The 17,580-nt window shown below is 68.8% G+C and carries 16 protein-coding genes; all 16 read left to right on the top strand.

Going from position 1 to position 17,580, the window contains the following annotated elements:
- The coding region (locus BTE28158_RS28460) for a chemotaxis protein CheW (RefSeq protein WP_174920209.1) at positions 1-1,393 on the top strand (1,393 nt) is incomplete at its 5' end.
- 48 nt (positions 1,394-1,441) lie between these two features.
- Positions 1,442-1,957 carry a chemotaxis protein CheW gene (gene cheW / locus BTE28158_RS28455; protein ID WP_059601930.1) on the top strand — a complete coding sequence of 172 codons (516 nt, stop codon included), beginning with the start codon at positions 1,442-1,444 and terminating at the stop codon, positions 1,955-1,957.
- 37 nt (positions 1,958-1,994) lie between these two features.
- Positions 1,995-3,941: a methyl-accepting chemotaxis protein gene (locus BTE28158_RS28450; RefSeq protein WP_174920207.1), complete on the top strand. Its 1,947-nt coding sequence runs from the start codon at positions 1,995-1,997 to the stop codon at positions 3,939-3,941.
- A 3-nt stretch (positions 3,942-3,944) separates the two neighbouring features.
- Positions 3,945-4,931: a CheR family methyltransferase gene (locus BTE28158_RS28445; RefSeq protein WP_174920205.1), complete on the top strand. Its 987-nt coding sequence runs from the start codon at positions 3,945-3,947 to the stop codon at positions 4,929-4,931.
- Positions 4,928-5,674: a chemoreceptor glutamine deamidase CheD gene (gene cheD, locus BTE28158_RS28440; protein WP_059601924.1), complete on the top strand. Its 747-nt coding sequence runs from the start codon at positions 4,928-4,930 to the stop codon at positions 5,672-5,674. Before BTE28158_RS28445 ends, cheD begins: the two co-directional genes overlap by 4 nt.
- Positions 5,671-6,762 carry a protein-glutamate methylesterase/protein-glutamine glutaminase gene (locus BTE28158_RS28435; RefSeq protein ID WP_059601922.1) on the top strand — a complete coding sequence of 364 codons (1,092 nt, stop codon included), beginning with the start codon at positions 5,671-5,673 and terminating at the stop codon, positions 6,760-6,762. The genes cheD and BTE28158_RS28435 overlap by 4 nt, the downstream gene beginning before the upstream one ends.
- 67 nt (positions 6,763-6,829) lie before the next feature.
- Positions 6,830-7,225 carry a chemotaxis response regulator CheY gene (gene cheY / locus BTE28158_RS28430; RefSeq protein WP_006754880.1) on the top strand — a complete coding sequence of 132 codons (396 nt, stop codon included), beginning with the start codon at positions 6,830-6,832 and terminating at the stop codon, positions 7,223-7,225.
- A 1-nt stretch (position 7,226) separates the two neighbouring features.
- Positions 7,227-7,958 carry a protein phosphatase CheZ gene (cheZ, locus tag BTE28158_RS28425; protein WP_059601920.1) on the top strand — a complete coding sequence of 244 codons (732 nt, stop codon included), beginning with the start codon at positions 7,227-7,229 and terminating at the stop codon, positions 7,956-7,958.
- A 275-nt stretch (positions 7,959-8,233) separates the two neighbouring features.
- Positions 8,234-8,737: a DUF2844 domain-containing protein gene (locus BTE28158_RS28420; RefSeq protein ID WP_124628642.1), complete on the top strand. Its 504-nt coding sequence runs from the start codon at positions 8,234-8,236 to the stop codon at positions 8,735-8,737.
- A gap of 16 nt (positions 8,738-8,753) precedes the next feature.
- The gene (locus BTE28158_RS28415) at positions 8,754-10,007 is read left to right on the top strand and encodes a DUF3443 domain-containing protein (RefSeq protein ID WP_151051835.1); all 1,254 of its coding nucleotides are present in this window, start codon (positions 8,754-8,756) and stop codon (positions 10,005-10,007) included.
- A gap of 164 nt (positions 10,008-10,171) precedes the next feature.
- Positions 10,172-10,669, top strand: a complete 498-nt coding sequence (locus tag BTE28158_RS28410; RefSeq protein ID WP_124628638.1) for a VOC family protein — start codon at positions 10,172-10,174, stop codon at positions 10,667-10,669.
- Positions 10,670-10,713: 44 nt separating this feature from the next.
- Complete coding sequence (locus tag BTE28158_RS32635) at positions 10,714-11,412, top strand: DUF805 domain-containing protein (protein ID WP_239007174.1); 699 nt, start codon at positions 10,714-10,716, stop codon at positions 11,410-11,412.
- A gap of 305 nt (positions 11,413-11,717) precedes the next feature.
- Complete coding sequence (gene flhB / locus BTE28158_RS28400; RefSeq protein WP_151051837.1) at positions 11,718-12,917, top strand: flagellar biosynthesis protein FlhB; 1,200 nt, start codon at positions 11,718-11,720, stop codon at positions 12,915-12,917.
- On the top strand, positions 12,914-15,016 hold the full coding sequence (gene flhA, locus BTE28158_RS28395; protein ID WP_151051839.1) for a flagellar biosynthesis protein FlhA: 2,103 nt from the start codon (positions 12,914-12,916) through the stop codon (positions 15,014-15,016). Before flhB ends, flhA begins: the two co-directional genes overlap by 4 nt.
- Positions 15,013-16,755, top strand: coding sequence for a flagellar biosynthesis GTPase FlhF (flhF, locus tag BTE28158_RS28390; protein ID WP_174920203.1), 1,743 nt, complete (start codon positions 15,013-15,015; stop codon positions 16,753-16,755). The genes flhA and flhF overlap by 4 nt, the downstream gene beginning before the upstream one ends.
- Complete coding sequence (locus BTE28158_RS28385; RefSeq protein ID WP_151051527.1) at positions 16,748-17,557, top strand: MinD/ParA family ATP-binding protein; 810 nt, start codon at positions 16,748-16,750, stop codon at positions 17,555-17,557. The genes flhF and BTE28158_RS28385 overlap by 8 nt, the downstream gene beginning before the upstream one ends.
- The last annotated feature ends 23 nt before the right edge of the window (positions 17,558-17,580 follow it).

Below are 17,580 nucleotides of genomic sequence, written 5' to 3'. Positions count from 1 at the left end.
ATTCGCGCAAGCCGCCGGTGCCGCACCGGCCGCCGCCGCACCGCAAGCGCCGGCGCAGCCGAGCGCCGCCGCGCAACCGGCGCCGCAACCCGCGCCGCAACCGCAGGCCGAACCCGCCGCGCCGGCTGCCCACGCTGCCGCGCACCACGACGACAAGCGTCCGCGTCCGGCCGCCGCCGCATCGGGCGCCGAAGGCAGCTCGATCCGCGTCGGCGTCGAGAAGGTCGACCAGCTGATCAACCTGGTCGGCGAACTCGTGATCACGCAGGCGATGCTCGCGGAAACGGCGAGCGCGTTCGATCCGGCGCTGCACGACCGCCTGTTCAACGGGATGGCGCAACTGGAACGCAACGCGCGCGACCTGCAGGAAGCGGTGATGTCGATCCGCATGATGCCGATGGACTACGTGTTCAGCCGTTTCCCGCGCCTCGTGCGCGACCTAGCCGGCAAGCTCGGCAAGCAGGTCGAGCTCGTCACGTTCGGCCAGGCGACCGAGCTCGACAAGAGCCTGATCGAGCGGATCATCGACCCGCTCACGCACCTCGTGCGCAACAGCCTCGACCACGGGATCGAGACCGTCGACAAACGCGTCGCCGCGGGCAAGGACGCGGTCGGCCAGCTCGTGCTGTCGGCCGCGCATCACGGCGGCAATATCGTGATCGAGGTCAGCGACGACGGCGGCGGCCTGAACCGCGAGCGGATTCTCGCGAAGGCCGCGAAGCAGGGGATGCAGGTATCCGACAACATCAGCGACGACGAAGTCTGGCAACTGATCTTCGCGCCGGGCTTTTCGACCGCCGAGACGGTGACCGACGTATCGGGCCGCGGCGTCGGGATGGACGTCGTGAAGCGCAACATCCAGTCGATGGGCGGCCACGTCGAGATCTCGTCGCAGGCCGGCCGCGGCACGACCACGCGGATCGTGCTGCCGCTCACGCTCGCGATCCTCGACGGGATGTCGGTGAAGGTCGGCACGGAGATCTTCATCCTGCCGCTGAACTTCGTGATGGAGTCGCTGCAGCCGTCGAACGACGACATCTACACGGTCGGCAACGGCGAGCGCGTGGTGCGCGTGCGCGGCGAATACCTGCCGCTCGTCGCGCTGCACGAGGTGTTCTCGGTCGAGGACGCGCGTACCGATCCGACCCAGGGGATCGTCACGATCATGGAAACCGAGGGGCGCCGCTTCGCGATGCTGATCGACGAGCTGGTCGGCCAGCAGCAGGTGGTCGTGAAGAACCTCGAAACGAACTACCGCAAGGTGCACGGCATCTCGGCGGCGACCATCCTCGGCGACGGCAGCGTCGCGTTGATCGTCGACGTCGCGGCGCTGAACCGTGAAACCCGTGCGACGCACGGCGCCCGAGCCGGCGCCGAGCTCGCAATCTTCTGACTCTCGCCATTCAACTGATTGGGGGCAAACGTGTCTGCTGAAGTCCAAATGATCAATACGGCCGCGGCGAACGCGGCGACCAGCCGCCGCGACGCGGAGCAGGGCGATGCGACGGGCCAGGAGTTCCTCGTCTTCACGCTCGGCGACGAGGAATACGGGATCGACATCCTGAAGGTGCAGGAAATCCGCGGCTACGACAGCGTCACGCGCATCGCGAACGCGCCCGAATTCATCAAGGGCGTGATCAACCTGCGCGGGATCATCGTGCCGATCGTCGACATGCGGATCAAGTTCCATCTCGGCCGCGTGGAGTACGACCACCAGACCGTCGTGATCATCCTGAACGTGTCGAACCGCGTGGTCGGGATGGTGGTCGACGGCGTGTCGGACGTGCTGACGCTGCAGACCGACCAGATCATGCCGGCGCCGGAATTCGGCGCGACGCTGACGACCGAGTACCTGACGGGCCTCGGCACGGTCGACGGCCGGATGCTGATCCTGATGGACATCGAGAAGCTGATGTCGAGCCGTGAAATGGCGCTGATCGAGACGCTCGGCGGGTAAGCGCGCCGCGCGCGCAGGAATTTCGGGAGAATCTGCAATGTTGCATAACTGGTCGATCCGCACGACGCTGACGGCGGTCGGACTCATCCTCGTGTGCCTGGCCGCCGCGGTTGGCGGGCTCGGCCTTTACGCGCTCGATCACGCGAGCCGTTCGCTCGACGAGATCGCGCACGTCGACCTGCCGGCGATCCACACGCTGGACGACACGGCCGCGCACCTGCTGCGCTCGCGCATTGCGCTCGATCGCTTCCGTACGCTGACCGAAGCCGGCAATGCGGCCGAGGCGGCGAAGGTGCTCGACCGCGCGCAGGAGCTGTACGCGAAGTCGAACCAGAACTGGCAGGCGTTCCAGTCGACGCCGAAGCTCGGTGTCGAGCAGGCGCTCGTCGACGAGCTCACCGCCCGCTACACGACGATCGTGAAGGAAGGCGTCGAGCCCGAATTTGCCGCGGCGCGCGCGGGCGACATGGCGGCGTACCACGCGATTGCCGACGCGAAGATCAGCCCGATGTTCGTCGCGTTCGACCAGACGGCGGCGGCCGTGATCGCATCGCTGCAGAAGCGCGCGGAAGAACGCCAGGCCGCGACGCAGTCGCAGATCTCGCTGATGGTCGGCCTGATCGCGGCCGGCATCGCGATCGCGTTCGTCGTCGTGATCGCGATCCGCTTCGCGCTGCGCGGGCTGATCGTGAAGCCGCTCGAGGACGCGATCGCGCACTTCGAGCGCATCGCAGGCGGCGACCTCACGCAGCCGGTGAACGTGTTCAGCACGAACGAGATCGGCCGCCTGTTCGGCGGCATCAAGCGGATGCAGGACGCCGTGACGACGATGGTGCAGGCCGTGCATCGCGGCACCGAATCGATCGACGTCGGCGCGCGCGAAATCTCGACCGGCAACACCGATCTGTCGCAGCGCACCGAGGAGCAGGCCGCGTCGCTGCAGGAAACCGCATCGAGCATGGAGCAGCTGACCGGCACCGTGCGGCAGAACGCGGAGAACGCGCGGCAGGCGAGCCAGCTCGCGGTGAACGCGTCGGACATCGCGACGCAGGGCGGCGAGGTGGTCGGCCAGGTCGTGTCGACGATGCAGGACATCGCGGCGAGCTCGGGCAAGGTCGTCGACATCATCGGCACGATCGAAGGCATCGCGTTCCAGACCAACATTCTCGCGCTGAACGCGGCGGTCGAAGCCGCGCGCGCGGGCGAGCAGGGCCGCGGCTTCGCGGTGGTCGCGGGCGAAGTGCGCTCGCTGGCGCAGCGCAGCGCGAGCGCCGCGAAGGAAATCAAGCAGCTGATCGGCGACTCGGCCGAGAAGGTCGACAGCGGGTCGGCGCTCGTCGCGCGGGCCGGCTCGACGATGGACGAGATCGTGCAGGCCGTGCGCCGCGTGACCGACATCATGGGCGAGATCAGCGCCGCGTCGGAAGAGCAGTCGACCGGCATCGAGCAGGTCAACCGCGCGGTCGGCCAGATGGATTCGGTCACCCAGCAGAACGCGGCGCTCGTCGAGCAGGCAGCGGCCGCGGCCGCATCGCTCGAGGAGCAGACGCGCCAGATGAAGGCGATCGTGTCGGCGTGGCGCGTCGCGGGCGGCATCGCGCTCGCGCCGGCGCGCAATACCGCACGCCCGGCCGCGCACGCACCAGCGCCGGCGTTGCCGTCGGCGCACCGTCACGAAGCCTCGCCGGCCGCGCTGCCGGCACCGCAGGCTGCCGTGCAGCCGGCCCGTCGCGCCGCACCGGCGCCGCATGCCGCGGCACCGGCCGCGAGCCACGAAACGAAGCGCGCGCCGGACGTCGCTGCCGCACGCGCATCGAAGGAAGCGCCGGCCGCGGGCGGCTATGGCCCGCGTCTCGCGAAGGCGGCCGCCGCACCGGCGCAGAAGCCTGCCGAGAAGCCCGCGCTGGTGCGCCCCGCGCTGAACGGCGAGAAGCCGGCGATGGCGGCGGCCGGCACGTCCGACGACGACTGGGAGACTTTCTAAGCCATGCCGTCCGCGCGCGCACCGTTTCGACCCGATGCACCGGATGCCTCGCCCCGCGCGGGCGAGCCGGGGCGCGACTTCGCGTTCACCAGCGCGGATTTCGCACGCATCCGCGCGCTGATCCATCAACGCGCGGGCATTTCGCTGTCCGAGCACAAGCGCGACATGGCGTACAGCCGGCTCGCACGCCGGCTGCGCGCACGCGGCCTCGACACGTTCCGCGACTACCTCGACCTGCTCGAGCAGGAGAACGATCCGCTCGAGTGGGAAGCGTTCACCAACGCGCTGACGACGAACCTGACCGCGTTCTTCCGCGAGTCGCACCATTTCCCGATCCTGGCCGACTTCGTGAAGGGTCGCGCGGCGCCCGTGTCGGTGTGGTGCTCGGCGGCGTCGACCGGCGAGGAGCCTTATTCGATCGCGATCACGCTGATCGAGGCGCTCGGCGAATCGGCCGCGCGCGGCGCATCGATCCTCGCGACCGATCTCGACACGCAGGTGCTCGCGAAGGCCGAGGCCGGCATCTATACGTACGACCAGGTCAAGCACCTGAGCCCGGAGCGGCTCAAGCGCTTCTTCCTGAAAGGCACGGGCGCGCAGGCCGGCCGCGTGAAGGTGCGCCCGGAACTGCGCGCGATGATCCGCTTCGAGCAGCTGAACCTGACCGATGCCGACTACGGGATCGCGAAGCCGTTCGACGCGATCTTCTGCCGCAACGTGATGATCTATTTCGACAAGCCGACGCAGGGGCAGGTGCTGTCGCGCTTCGAGCCGCTCGTGAAGCCGGGCGGCCTGCTGTTCGCCGGGCATTCGGAGAATTTCACGTACGTCTCGCAGGCCTTCCGGCTGCGCGGGCAGACGGTGTACGAACTGACGCGCGATGCCGCGCCGGGCCTGCGCCCGCGCGGCGCCGCGCCGGCCGCGGCGGTGCCGCCGCGCGCCCATGTACGTGCCGCGGTCGCCGCGCCCGCTTACGGAGAACGCGGATGAGCGCCCTGCCGATCGCGACCAATCGCTACTTCGACAACCACTTCGAACGCCCGGGCGTGAAGCTGCTTCCGAACGAGTTCTACACGACGTCCGAGGACATGGTGCTGATGACCGTGCTCGGCTCGTGCGTCGCCGCGTGCCTGCACGACCCGTTGGCGGGCATCGGCGGGATGAATCACTTCATGCTGCCCGACGACGGCGCCGATGCCGGCGCGGCCGCGTCGGAGTCGATGCGCTACGGCGCGTACGCGATGGAAGTGCTGATCAACGAACTGATCAAGGCCGGCGGGCGCCGCGAGCGCTTCGAGGCGAAGGTGTTCGGCGGCGCGGCCGTGCTGGCCGGCATGACGACCATCAACATCGGCGACCGCAACGCCGATTTCGTGCGCCGCTATCTGGCGCTCGAACGCATCCGCATCACCGCGGAGGACTTGCAGGGCGTGCACCCGCGCAAGGTCGCGTTCATGCCGCGCACCGGCCGCGCGATGGTGAAGAAGCTGCGGCTGCAGGTGCCGGGCGTGACCGAGCGCGAAGCCGCGCTGGCGCGCGAGGCCGACCGCGTGCGCGCCGACCGGCAGCGCGCGCACGTCGAGCTGTTCGCGGCGAAGCGGCCGGCCGCGCCGCCGCCGGCACGCCCGCGCATCGAGCTGTTCGGCGCACGCGGCGGCACGGGCGCGCAGACGACGAACACGAAGGCCGGCAGCCCGTATGCGGCCAACCTTTCGAGAAAGCAGGAGGCATGACCGCAGTGCAGAAGATCAAAGTGTTGTGCGTCGACGACTCGGCGCTGATCCGCAGCCTGATGACGGAGATCATCAACAGCCAGCCCGACATGGAAGTGTGCGCGACCGCGCCCGATCCGCTCGTCGCGCGCGAGCTCATCAAGCAGCACAACCCGGACGTCCTGACGCTGGACGTCGAAATGCCGCGCATGGACGGGCTCGACTTCCTCGAGAAGCTGATGCGCCTGCGGCCGATGCCGGTCGTGATGGTGTCGTCGCTGACCGAGCGCGGCTCCGAGATCACGCTGCGCGCGCTCGAACTCGGCGCGGTGGATTTCGTCACGAAGCCGCGCGTCGGGATTCGCGACGGCATGCTCGACTACGCGGAAAAGCTCGCGGACAAGATCCGCGCGGCATCGCGCGCGCGCGTGCGCCAGGCGCCGCAGCCGCAGGCCGCCGCGCGCGCGGCGAGCGGCCAGCCGGCCGCGCCGATGGTCAACAACCCGCTCGTCAGTACCGAGAAGCTGATCATCATCGGCGCGTCCACGGGCGGCACCGAGGCGATCCGCGAGGTGCTGACGCCGCTGCCGCCGGATGCGCCGGCGGTGCTGATCGCGCAGCACATGCCGCCCGGCTTCACGAAGTCCTTCGCGCAGCGGCTGAACGGCCTGTGCCGGATCGCGGTGAAGGAAGCCGAACACGGCGAGCGCGTGCTGCCGGGCCATGCGTACATCGCGCCGGGCCACGCGCACCTGCTGCTCGCGCGCAGCGGCGCGAACTACATCGCGCAGTTGTCCGACGAGCCGCCGGTGAACCGGCACCGCCCGTCGGTCGACGTGCTGTTCCGCTCGGCGGCGCAGCACGCGGGCAAGAACGCGATCGGCGTGATCCTCACGGGGATGGGCCGCGACGGCGCGGCCGGCCTGCTGGACATGAAGCGCGCGGGCGCCCACACGTTCGCGCAGGACGAGGCGAGCTGCATCGTGTTCGGGATGCCGCGCGAGGCGATCGCGCTCGGTGGCGCGGACGAGGTGGCGCCGCTTTCCGAGATGAGCCGGCGCGTGATGGCGCGGCTGGCGACGATGGGCGACCGCGTACAGCGCGTCTGAATGAAATGTCACGGGGCAGCTGCGATGCGGCGGGCCCCGACGGTAACGAATCTGCAAAGGAACGACGATGGACAAGAGCATGAAAATCCTGGTGGTGGACGATTTCCCGACGATGCGCAGGATCGTCCGCAACCTGCTCAAGGAACTGGGCTACACGAACGTCGACGAAGCCGAGGACGGCGCTGCCGGCCTCGCGCGGCTGCGCGGCGGCGGCTTCGACTTCGTGATCTCCGACTGGAACATGCCGAACCTCGACGGCCTCGCGATGCTGAAGGAAATCCGCGCGGACGCGACGCTCACGCACCTGCCGGTGCTGATGGTCACGGCGGAGTCGAAGAAGGAGAACATCATCGCGGCCGCGCAGGCGGGCGCGAGCGGCTACGTCGTGAAGCCGTTCACGGCCGCGACGCTCGACGAGAAGCTGAACAAGATCATCGACAAGATGGCCAAGGCCGGGAGCTGACGTGAACGAGCCGATCCATGCGGCGCTTGCCGGCGCGGCAATCAACGCCGACGGCCACGCCGAAGGCGCCGATTACGCGAGCGACCGGATCCTCGCGCGCATCGGCCACGTCACGCGCACGCTGCGCGATTCGATGCGCGAGCTCGGGCTCGACAAGCATGTCGAGCGCGCGGCGGAAGCCGTGCCCGATGCGCGCGACCGGCTGCGCTACGTCGCGACGATGACCGAGCAGGCGGCCGAGCGCGTGCTGAACGCGATCGAGGTCGCCAAGCCGATGCAGGAGCGCATCCAGAACGAGGCCGAGGCGCTCGATGCGCGCTGGGCGCAGTGGTATGCGGCACCGATCGAGCACGCGGAAGTGCGCGAGCTGATGGACGACACGCGCACGTTCCTGCGTGCGCTGCCGGAGGCGGCGTCGGCGACCAGCGCGCAGTTGCTCGAGATCATGCTCGCGCAGGATTTCCAGGACCTGACCGGGCAGGTGATCAAGAAGATCATGGACATGGTCTACCTGATCGAGCAGCAGCTGCTCACCGTGCTCGTCGAGAACATCGCACCCGAACGGCGCGAGCAGTTCGCGGCGACCGCGGCCGCGCTTGCGGCCGAGCAGATCAGCGCGACCGGCAGCCCCGAGTCGCTGCTGAACGGGCCGCAGATCGCGCCGGAAGGCAAGTCCGACGTCGTGCAGGATCAGGCGCAGGTCGACGACCTGCTTGCGAGCCTCGGCTTCTGAACCTGCCCATCGCATCGGCGCCGCGCCCGATCGCGGAGCGGCCCGATGCGCGTGGCTTTCGCAATGCTGGTCACACGAGCCCACACGTGCGGGTCGTGCCGCACGTCATGTTGCGTTGCGTCATGTCGCGTTGATTTGACACTCCGACACACTCCGCAGGCATACTACGCGTCAGCAGCAATGAAGCGTCATTCTTAAGACTTTCATTTGTTGACTGGCGGCGCCGGATCCGATGGCGGCGCGCCGGCAACGAAGCCAGTCCCTTGGGGGGGAACGTGAAGCTGAAACGCTTGGGCTGGGCCGCCGCGCACGCGACGGCCGCAATGGGTGTGCTGTGGGCCGTCCACGCACAGGCCGAACTGGGCGGCGCACCGATGTCGCCTCCGGCGGACGATCACGCCGCCACGGTGCGCGCGCTGCAGCGCGCGATGCGCTCCGCCGACGGCGCGCAGGCGAACGCGGCCGCCTACACCGTCCGCGAGATCACGCTCGGATCGGGCACCGTCATCCACGAATACACGACCGCGGCCGGCACCGTGTTCGGCCTCGCCTGGCGCGGGCCGAGCATGCCGGATCTCGAGTCGCTGCTCGGCAGCTATTTCCCGCAGTACACCGCCGGCGTCCAGGTCGCGCATGCGGCGCGCGGCTGGCGCGCGCCCGTGTCCGTCGATACGAGCGGCCTCGTGATCCGCACGGGCGGCCACATGGGCGCCTTCGCAGGCCAGGCGTGGCTGCCGGCGGCGCTGCCGGCCGGCCTGTCCGGCACCGACATCCAGTGACAGCGGGAGAGTGATCTTGCGAATTCCTCGTACCTTCAAGCGCTGGCTCGGCCTGCTGAGCGTCGCGGCCGTGATGGCCATGCTCGTGACCGCCTGCGGCGGCGGCGGTGACAACAACGGCGGGAGCGGCGGCAACAGCGGCGGTTCCAGCGTGTCGGACGGCAATACGGCGAACACGGCCGTGATCACCGTCGGCACCGGCGTCGCGCATGTGATCAACATCCCGACCGTCAACGTGAAGATCTGCGTGCCGGGCACGACGAACTGCCAGGTGGTCAACAACGTGCTCGTCGATACGGCATCGTACGGGTTGCGGCTGGTCAGCAGCGCGCTGTCGTCGGGTGTGTTGAACAACCTGCCGCAGACGACGAGCGGCGGCGCACCTGTGGCCGAGTGCGGCAAGTTCGTGTCGAGCTTCACATGGGGCTCGGTGCGCACCATCGACCTGTCGATCGGCACCGAGCAGGCGGGCTCCCTGCCGGTGCAGATCATCGGCGATCTCGGCACCAGCAACGTGCCGAGTTCATGCTCGAACAACGGTGCCCGAACGTCGGCCAACACGGCCAGCGATCTCGGTGCAAACGGCATCCTCGGCATCGGGCCGGCGCCGGTCGACTGCGGCACGAGCTGCGCGACGTCGACGTCGGCAACGTCCAACAACTACTACGCGTGCCCGAACGGCAATTCGAGCTGCACAGTGGCGCTGGTGCCGGTTGCGCAGCAGGTGGCCAACCCGGTCCATCGCTTTGCGACCGACAACAACGGCGTGATCGTGCAGATGCCGACCATCTCGAGCAGCGGGCAGGGCAGCGCGACGGGCCTGCTGACGTTCGGGATCAATACGCAGAGCAACAACGGGCTCGGGGCGTCGACGGTGTTGACGTCGACGACGACGGGCGACGTCGATGCGACGTTCCTCGGCGGCAGCGTGACCGCGTTCTTCGATACGGGTTCGAACGCGTACTTCTTCAACGATTTGTCGCAGAAGACCTGCTCGACCAATACGCAGTTCTATTGCCCGTCGTCGACGACCACCTACACGGCGACGCTGACCGGCAAGAACGGGACATCGGGCGGCGTGTCGATGCCCGTCGCGAACGCCGATGCGCTGTTCGCGAATTCGTCGACGTTCGCGTTCAACGACATCGCCGGCCCGTTCGGCCCAGCCGGGTGGCTCGATCTCGGCATGCCGCACTTCTACGGCAAGACGATCTACTTCGGGATGGATCGGACCGGCACCGGCGGCGCGCAGCCTTACGTCGCGTTCTGACCGCGCACGAACGGCGGCAGCAAAAGGGGGCGAGCGATCGCCCCCTTTTTTTTTGCCTTCGCCGGCGGCGACGCACTACGCTTCGGGCCGCCGCGCCGTGCCCGCACAGCGCCTACGATATAAGACCGGCACCGGTGCCGGCACGACATCGAGGAGACAGCGCCATGAGCCAGCGTATTCAACGCATCACGCCGTTTCTGTGGTTCGACCACGACGCCGAGGCGGCCGCGAATTTCTACGTGTCGGTATTCGACGACGCGCGCATCCTGCACGTCGCCCGCTACGGCAAGTCGGGTGCGCAGGCGTCGGGCCAGGCGGAGGGCGCGGTGATGACGGTGTCGTTCGAACTGGACGGGCAGGCGTTTCTCGCGCTGAACGGCGGCCCGGCGTTTCCGCTCACGCCGGCCGTGTCGTTCGTCGTCAACTGCCGCGACCAGCAGGAGATCGACCGGTACTGGACGGCGCTGGCCGAAGGCGGCGACGAGCGTGCGCAGCAGTGCGGCTGGCTGCGCGACCGCTTCGGCGTGTCGTGGCAAGTGGTGCCCGTGCAGATGCCCGAACTGATGGCGGGCGATCCGGCACGTGCCGAGCGCGTGATGGCGCAGGTGATGAAGATGAAGAAGCTCGATCTCCACGTGCTGGAGCAGGCGGCGGCAGGCTAGCGCGAACGCCGGCCAGCACGCGCCGTTTTCGACGTGCGCACGCGATGCCCGGCGATATTCCCGGCCGGCCGGTAAATGCGCGACGAACGATCGATTCGATTATCGATCGCGGTGCGTTTCATGCTGGTGTAATCAAGCCGTGGATTATCTGGTCGTTGTTTCCGTCCGGACGTCGCGATTATAAAAATGACGTGACATGCCCGCGGGCGATACGGCATGCCGCCGCTGAAGCCGCGCCAGTAATGCCAGAGCCAGCGTGCGAGCCGGTCGGCACGCGAAAAGAGATGCAAGGCTCGGAAATTCAAACTTATAATGCCCGCGATGTTTCCGGGGTCGCCGATATAAAACATGAGGGCAATAAAATGAATTTCACCGATGCTGTTCGTTCCGCATTCAATCAATATGCGAAATTCGAGGGCCGCGCGCGCCGTGCCGAATACTGGTATTTCGCGTTGCTGACCAGCGTCGTGTCGATCATCTGCCAGGTGATCACCATGGCGGGGCGCGACGCGAGCGCGCTCTCGCTGCTGTTGATGATCGTCGCGGCCGTCGTGTCGCTCGCGCTGGTGCTGCCGAGCCTCGCGGTCACCGTCCGCCGCCTGCACGATACGGGTCGCTCCGGCTGGTTCCTGCTGATCGCGCTCATTCCGATCGTCGGCGGGATCCTGCTGCTCGTGTGGATGTGCTCGCGCGGCACCAACGGCCCGAACCGTTTCGGCTCGGATCCGATTCCGGTGATCTGAGCGCCGCCCGCCTCGACGCGCGACGCCGTCGCGTCGGGGAGGGCCGACGATCGCTCCACGGCCGCTTCGATCTCCCGATTCCCCGCCTTACCCCTTCATCCGCGTCAACGCGCCCGCCCGCAAACGCGGTTTCCACCGCCTCCCGGCCCCCCGCGCCTGCCCGCGACCTCCCGCCGCACCGGCTCGCCCGATTCTCCGAAATACCCCCCTTTCCCGGCTTTGCTCGACCGATCGGCGTTTGACGTGCGCATGAATAATCGGTGTCACTGGAAAGCGGCATTTCGCCGTACCCGACTGGAGGCACCGTGGCAGACGAGAGCGATCTCGACAGAACCGAAGCCGCCACTCCGAGGCGCCGCGAGAAGGCGCGCGAGGAGGGGCAGGTCGCGCGTTCGCGCGAACTGGCTTCGTTCGCGCTGCTCGCGGCCGGGTTCTACGGCGCGTGGCTGCTCGCGGGTCCGTCGGGCGCTCATCTCCAGACGATGCTGCGCGGCGCGTTCGCGTTCGATCGCGCGACCGCGTTCGATACGCACCGGATGCTGTCGGCGGCCGGCAGCGCAAGCGTCGAAGGTCTCGCCGCGCTGCTGCCGATCCTCGCGCTCACCGGCCTCGCCGCGCTGCTCGCGCCGATGGCGCTCGGCGGCTGGCTGATCTCGCAGAAGACCTTCGAACTCAAGTTCGACCGCCTGAACCCGATAGCCGGCCTCGGCCGGATGTTCTCGATCCAGGGGCCGATCCAGCTCGGGATGTCGCTCGCGAAGACGCTCGTCGTCGGCGGGATCGGCGGGATCGCGATCTGGCGCAGCAAGGACGAACTGCTCGGCCTCGCGACCCAGCCGCTCGGCTCGGCGCTCGCGGACGCGCTGCATCTGGTCGCCGTGTGTTGCGGCACGACGGTCGCCGGGATGCTGGTGGTCGCCGCGCTCGATGTGCCTTACCAACTCTGGCAGTACAACAAGAAGTTGCGCATGACGAAGGAAGAAGTGAAGCGCGAGCATCGCGAGAACGAAGGCGATCCGCACGTGAAGGGCCGCATCCGCCAGCAGCAGCGCGCGATCGCGCGGCGCCGGATGATGGCCGCCGTGCCGAAGGCCGACGTGGTCGTCACGAACCCGACGCACTTCGCCGTCGCGCTGCAGTACACGGACGGCGAGATGCGCGCGCCGAAGGTCGTCGCGAAGGGCGTGAACCTCGTCGCCGCGCGCATCCGCGAACTCGCGGCCGAGCACAACGTGCCGCTGCTCGAAGCGCCGCCGCTCGCGCGTGCGCTGTATCACAACGTCGAACTCGAACGCGAGATTCCCGGATCGCTGTACTCGGCCGTCGCCGAAGTGCTCGCGTGGGTCTACCAGCTGCGGCGCTTCCGCTCGGAAGGCGGCGCCTTCCCGGCCGCGCCGGTCGATCTCGACGTGCCGGCCGAACTCGACAAGGGGTCGTCGGTAGCGGCCGACGACGAGCGTGAGGAAGCCGAAGACACGCTCGGCAAGCAAGGAAACGCAGCATGAGCACCCCGACCACCGGCTTCTTCGCCAAACGCCAGAATCCGTTTGCAGGTACCAACCTGCGCGCGCTCGCGGGCCCGATCCTCATCTGCATGATCCTGGGGATGATGATCCTGCCGCTGCCGCCGCTGCTGCTGGATCTGCTGTTCACGTTCAACATCGCGCTGTCGGTGATGGTGCTGCTCGTCAGCATGTACACGATGAAGCCGCTCGACTTCGCGGCGTTCCCGAGCGTGCTGCTGTTCTCGACCCTGCTGCGCCTGTCGCTGAACGTCGCGTCGACGCGCGTCGTGCTGCTCGAGGGCCACACCGGCCCGGACGCGGCCGGCCAGGTGATCGAGGCGTTCGGCCACTTCCTCGTCGGCGGCAACTTCGCGGTCGGCATCATCGTGTTCGTGATCCTGATGATCATCAACTTCATGGTGATCACCAAGGGCGCGGGGCGCATCGCCGAAGTGTCCGCGCGCTTCACGCTCGACGCGATGCCGGGCAAGCAGATGGCGATCGACGCCGACCTGAACGCGGGCCTCATCAACGAAGAGCAGGCGCGCAAGCGGCGCCTCGCCGTGTCGCAGGAAGCCGAGTTCTACGGGTCGATGGACGGCGCGTCGAAGTTCGTGCGCGGCGACGCGATCGCGGGCCTGATCATCATGGCGATCAACGTGATCGGCGGGCTGATCGTCGGGATGGTGCAGCACGACATGTCGTTCGCCGCGGCCGGCACCAACTACACGCTGCTGACGATCGGCGACGGCCTCGTCGCGCAGATCCCGTCGCTCGTGATTTCGACGGCCGCCGGCGTGATCGTGTCGCGCGTCGCGACCGACGAGGACATCGGCACGCAGATCACCGGCCAGCTGTTCACCAACCCGCGCGTGCTGACCATCACCGGCGCGATCATCGGGCTGATGGGGCTGATCCCGGGCATGCCGCACTTCGCGTTCCTCGCGCTCGGCGGCGGCGCGATCTGGCTGGCCCGCACGCAGGTCCGCCGCGCGGCGGCCCGCGTGGCGGCCGGCGACGTGACCGAGATCGCACCGCCCGCCGCGCTGCCGGGCGACAGCCACGAGGCGACCTGGGACGACGTGCAGCTGATCGATCCGCTCGGCCTCGAGGTCGGCTACCGGCTGATTCCGCTCGTCGACAAGAACAGCGACGGCGAACTGCTCAAGCGCATCAAGAGCATCCGCAAGAAATTCGCGCAGGAGATCGGCTTCCTGCCGCCGGTGATCCACATCCGCGACAACCTCGAACTGCGGCCGAACGCTTACCGGATCGCGCTGAAGGGCGTCGAGATCGGCGCGGGCGAAGTGTTCCCGGGCCAGTGGCTCGCCATCAATCCGGGCCAGGTGACGGCCGCGCTGCCGGGCGCCATGACGCAGGACCCGGCATTCGGGCTGCCGGCCGTGTGGATCGACGTCGCGATGCGCGAGCAGGCTCAGGTGTACGGCTACACGGTCGTCGATGCGAGCACGGTCGTCGCGACGCACCTGAACCATCTGGTCGTCCAGCACGCGGCCGAACTGCTCGGCCGCCAGGAAGTGCAGGCGCTGGTCGAGCGCACCGGCAAGGACGCGCCGTCGCTCGTCGAGGACCTCGTGCCGAAGACGATCTCGCTGACCACGCTGCAGAAAGTGCTGCAGAACCTGCTCGAGGAAGGCGTGCCGATCCGCGACATGCGCACGATTCTCGAGGCCGTGTCCGAACACGCGGGCCGTGGCGACGCGTTCGAGATCACCGCCGCGGTGCGGCTGTCGCTCGGCCGCGCGATCACGCAGCAGTGGTATCCGGGCGCGGGCGAGATGCAGGTGATGGGCCTCGATTCGAATCTCGAGCGCGTGCTGTCGCAGGCGCTCGCCACCGGCGCGAACCCGGGCCTCGAGCCCGGCCTCGCGCACAACCTTCTGACCGGCACGCAACAGGCGATGCTGCGTCAACAGAATCTCGGGCTGCCGCCGGTGCTGCTGGTGCAGCACGCGCTGCGCGCGATGCTTGCGCGTTTCCTGCGCCGCAGCCTGCCGCAACTGAAAGTGCTGTCGTATGCCGAAGTGCCGGACACACGCACGATCAAAGTCGTTAACGTCATCGGGGGTTCCGCTTGAACATTCGCAAATTCACCGGCGCGACCAGCCGCGACGCGCTTCGCCTCGTGCGCGAGGCACTCGGCGCCGACGCCGTCGTGCTGTCGAACCGCACGCTCGATGACGGCAGCGTCGAAATCGTCGCACTCGCCGACTCGGATCTCGCAGCGGTCACGCCGCCGGCCGCCGTCCGGGCGCGCACCCTCGCGCCGCGCGCGGCGGAATCCGTGCCGGCAGCGGCCGTTCCGGGCATCGTGTCGCGCCCGGGTGCCGCGCTCGCGCGCCCGGCCGTCAATCCGTATGCGGCAAGCGAAGGCGGCCTCCCGGACGTGTTCTCGTCGGTGTTCGGCGCGAGCGCCGAAGCGACGGAACCGGCCGCGGCACCGACCGCCTTCGACGCCGCCACGGACGCGGCATCGCCTGCGCCCGCTGCCGGCACGCCGGCGGCAGCGTCCGAACCCGCGCCGTGGCTCGTCGAGCACGCGAAGCGCCTGACCCAGCAGCGCGAAGCGCTGATCGCCCGCGCGCAGGCCGCACCGGCCGCGCCGCAGGCACCGGCCCGCGCGCAGCAGGACGCCGCGCCCGCGACGCCGGCCGGCTGGGCGCGCGACATCGTGCGCGACGCCGAACGCCGGATGCCGTCGGCCGCTGCTGCTGCCGCCATGGCCCGCCCGAGCGAAACGAGCGCCGCGAAGCCGGCCGAACGCACGCGCCTGTCCGCGGAAGCGGCGGCCGCGGTGGCGGATGCGGTGAAGACGCGCATCGAGAGCATCGTCAACGACACCGTGATGCACGAGCTCGGCGCGATGCGCGGGATGATGGAAGAGCAGTTCGACAGCCTGATGTGGCACGACCGCCAGCGCCGCAGCCCGGTGCACGGCGCGCTGACCAAGCACTTGTTCTCGGCCGGCTTCTCCGCGCAGTTGGTGCGCATGCTCGTCGACAACCTGCCGTCCGGCGACGACGCGCAAACCTTCGAGCAGGCCGCCGAATGGGCGCAGTCGGTGCTCGCGGCGAACCTGCCGGTGCTCGAGAGCGAAGACGCGCTGATGGAGCGCGGCGGCGTGTTCGCGCTGATGGGGCCGACCGGCGTCGGCAAGACGACCACCACCGCGAAGCTCGCCGCGCGTTGCGTGATGCGCTTCGGCGCGAGCAAGGTTGCGCTCCTGACCACCGACAGCTACCGGATCGGTGGCCACGAGCAGCTGCGCATCTTCGGCAAGATCCTCGGCGTGCCCGTGCACGCGGTGAAGGACGCGGGCGATCTCGAGCTCGCGCTGTCCGAGCTGCGCAACAAGCACATCGTGCTGATCGACACGATCGGCATGAGCCAGCGCGACCGCGCGCTGTCCGACCAGATCGCGATGCTGCACGGCGCGAACGCGCCGGTGCAGCGCCTGCTGCTGCTCAACGCGACGAGCCACGGCGACACGCTCAACGAGGTTGTCCAGGCCTACCGCAGCGCGGCCGAGTATCCCGATCTCGCCGGCTGCATCCTGACCAAGCTCGACGAGGCGACCCACCTCGGCGGCGTGCTCGACACGGTGATCCGCTACAAGCTGCCCGTCCACTACGTGTCGACCGGCCAGAAAGTGCCGGAAAACCTGTACGTCGCATCGACCCGCTTCCTGCTGAAGAGCGCGTTCTGCGTGCCGCGCGACGGCTCGCCCTTCGTGCCGCAAGACGAGGACATGCCGACGCTGCTTTCCGCCCTGACCGCACGTTCCACCGCCGAGCTGCACGAGGTGCGATTTGGATAAACGGATCATCGATCAGGCCGAAGGGCTGCGGCGCCTGCTGGCCGGGCGCGCGTCGCGCATCGTCGCGGTAACGGGCGGGCCGGCGGGCGTCGGCTGCACGACGACCGTCGTGAACGTCGCGGCCGCGCTGGCCGCGCTCGGCAAGGACGTGCTCGTCGTCGACGAGCGCGCCGACGTGCATTCGGCCGCGGCGACGCTCGCGGGCGCCTGGCTGCGCGACGGCGAACGCACCCGCGTCTCAGCCGGGTTCGGCCTGTGCGCGGCCGCGCGGGACGGCTACAGCGATTCGCAACTGAGCGACTTCGTCGACGGCCAGGCCGACATCGTGCTGGTCGACGCGCAGCTCGGTGCCGACGGAACGTTCTCCCCGCTCGCGCGCGAGGCGCACGACGTGCTGATCGTCACGCGGGTCGCCGCGCAGGCGATCACCGAGGCGTACGCGTGCATGAAGCGCCTGCATTTCGCGCACGCGGTCGCGCAGTTCCGCGTGCTGACCAATCACGTCGGCAGCCACGCCGACGCCAGGACCGCATTCGACAACCTCGCGGGCGTCGCGAGCCGCTACCTGACGGTGTCGATCGCCGACGCCGGCTGCGTGAGCGCCGATCCGCTCGTCGAGCATGCGCGCGACCTGATGCACACCGCGGTCGACGCGTTCCCGTCGTCGGTCGCCGCGCGCGATTACCGGCAGCTTGCCGCCGACCTGCTGTACTGGCCGATGCGCCCGCGTTCGGGCGCCGGCCGGGCCGTGCATGCGGGCGGCAAGCCGTCGTACGAGGCGGGTGCGGCACACGCCGCGTGAGCGCCACAGGAAGGAGAGAGAGC

The organism is Burkholderia diffusa (assembly GCF_902499115.1).
Taxonomy (GTDB): Bacteria; Pseudomonadota; Gammaproteobacteria; order Burkholderiales; family Burkholderiaceae; genus Burkholderia; species Burkholderia diffusa.
The sequence above is the reverse complement of the archived record's forward strand: the minus strand, read 5'-3'. Positions and strand labels throughout refer to the sequence as shown.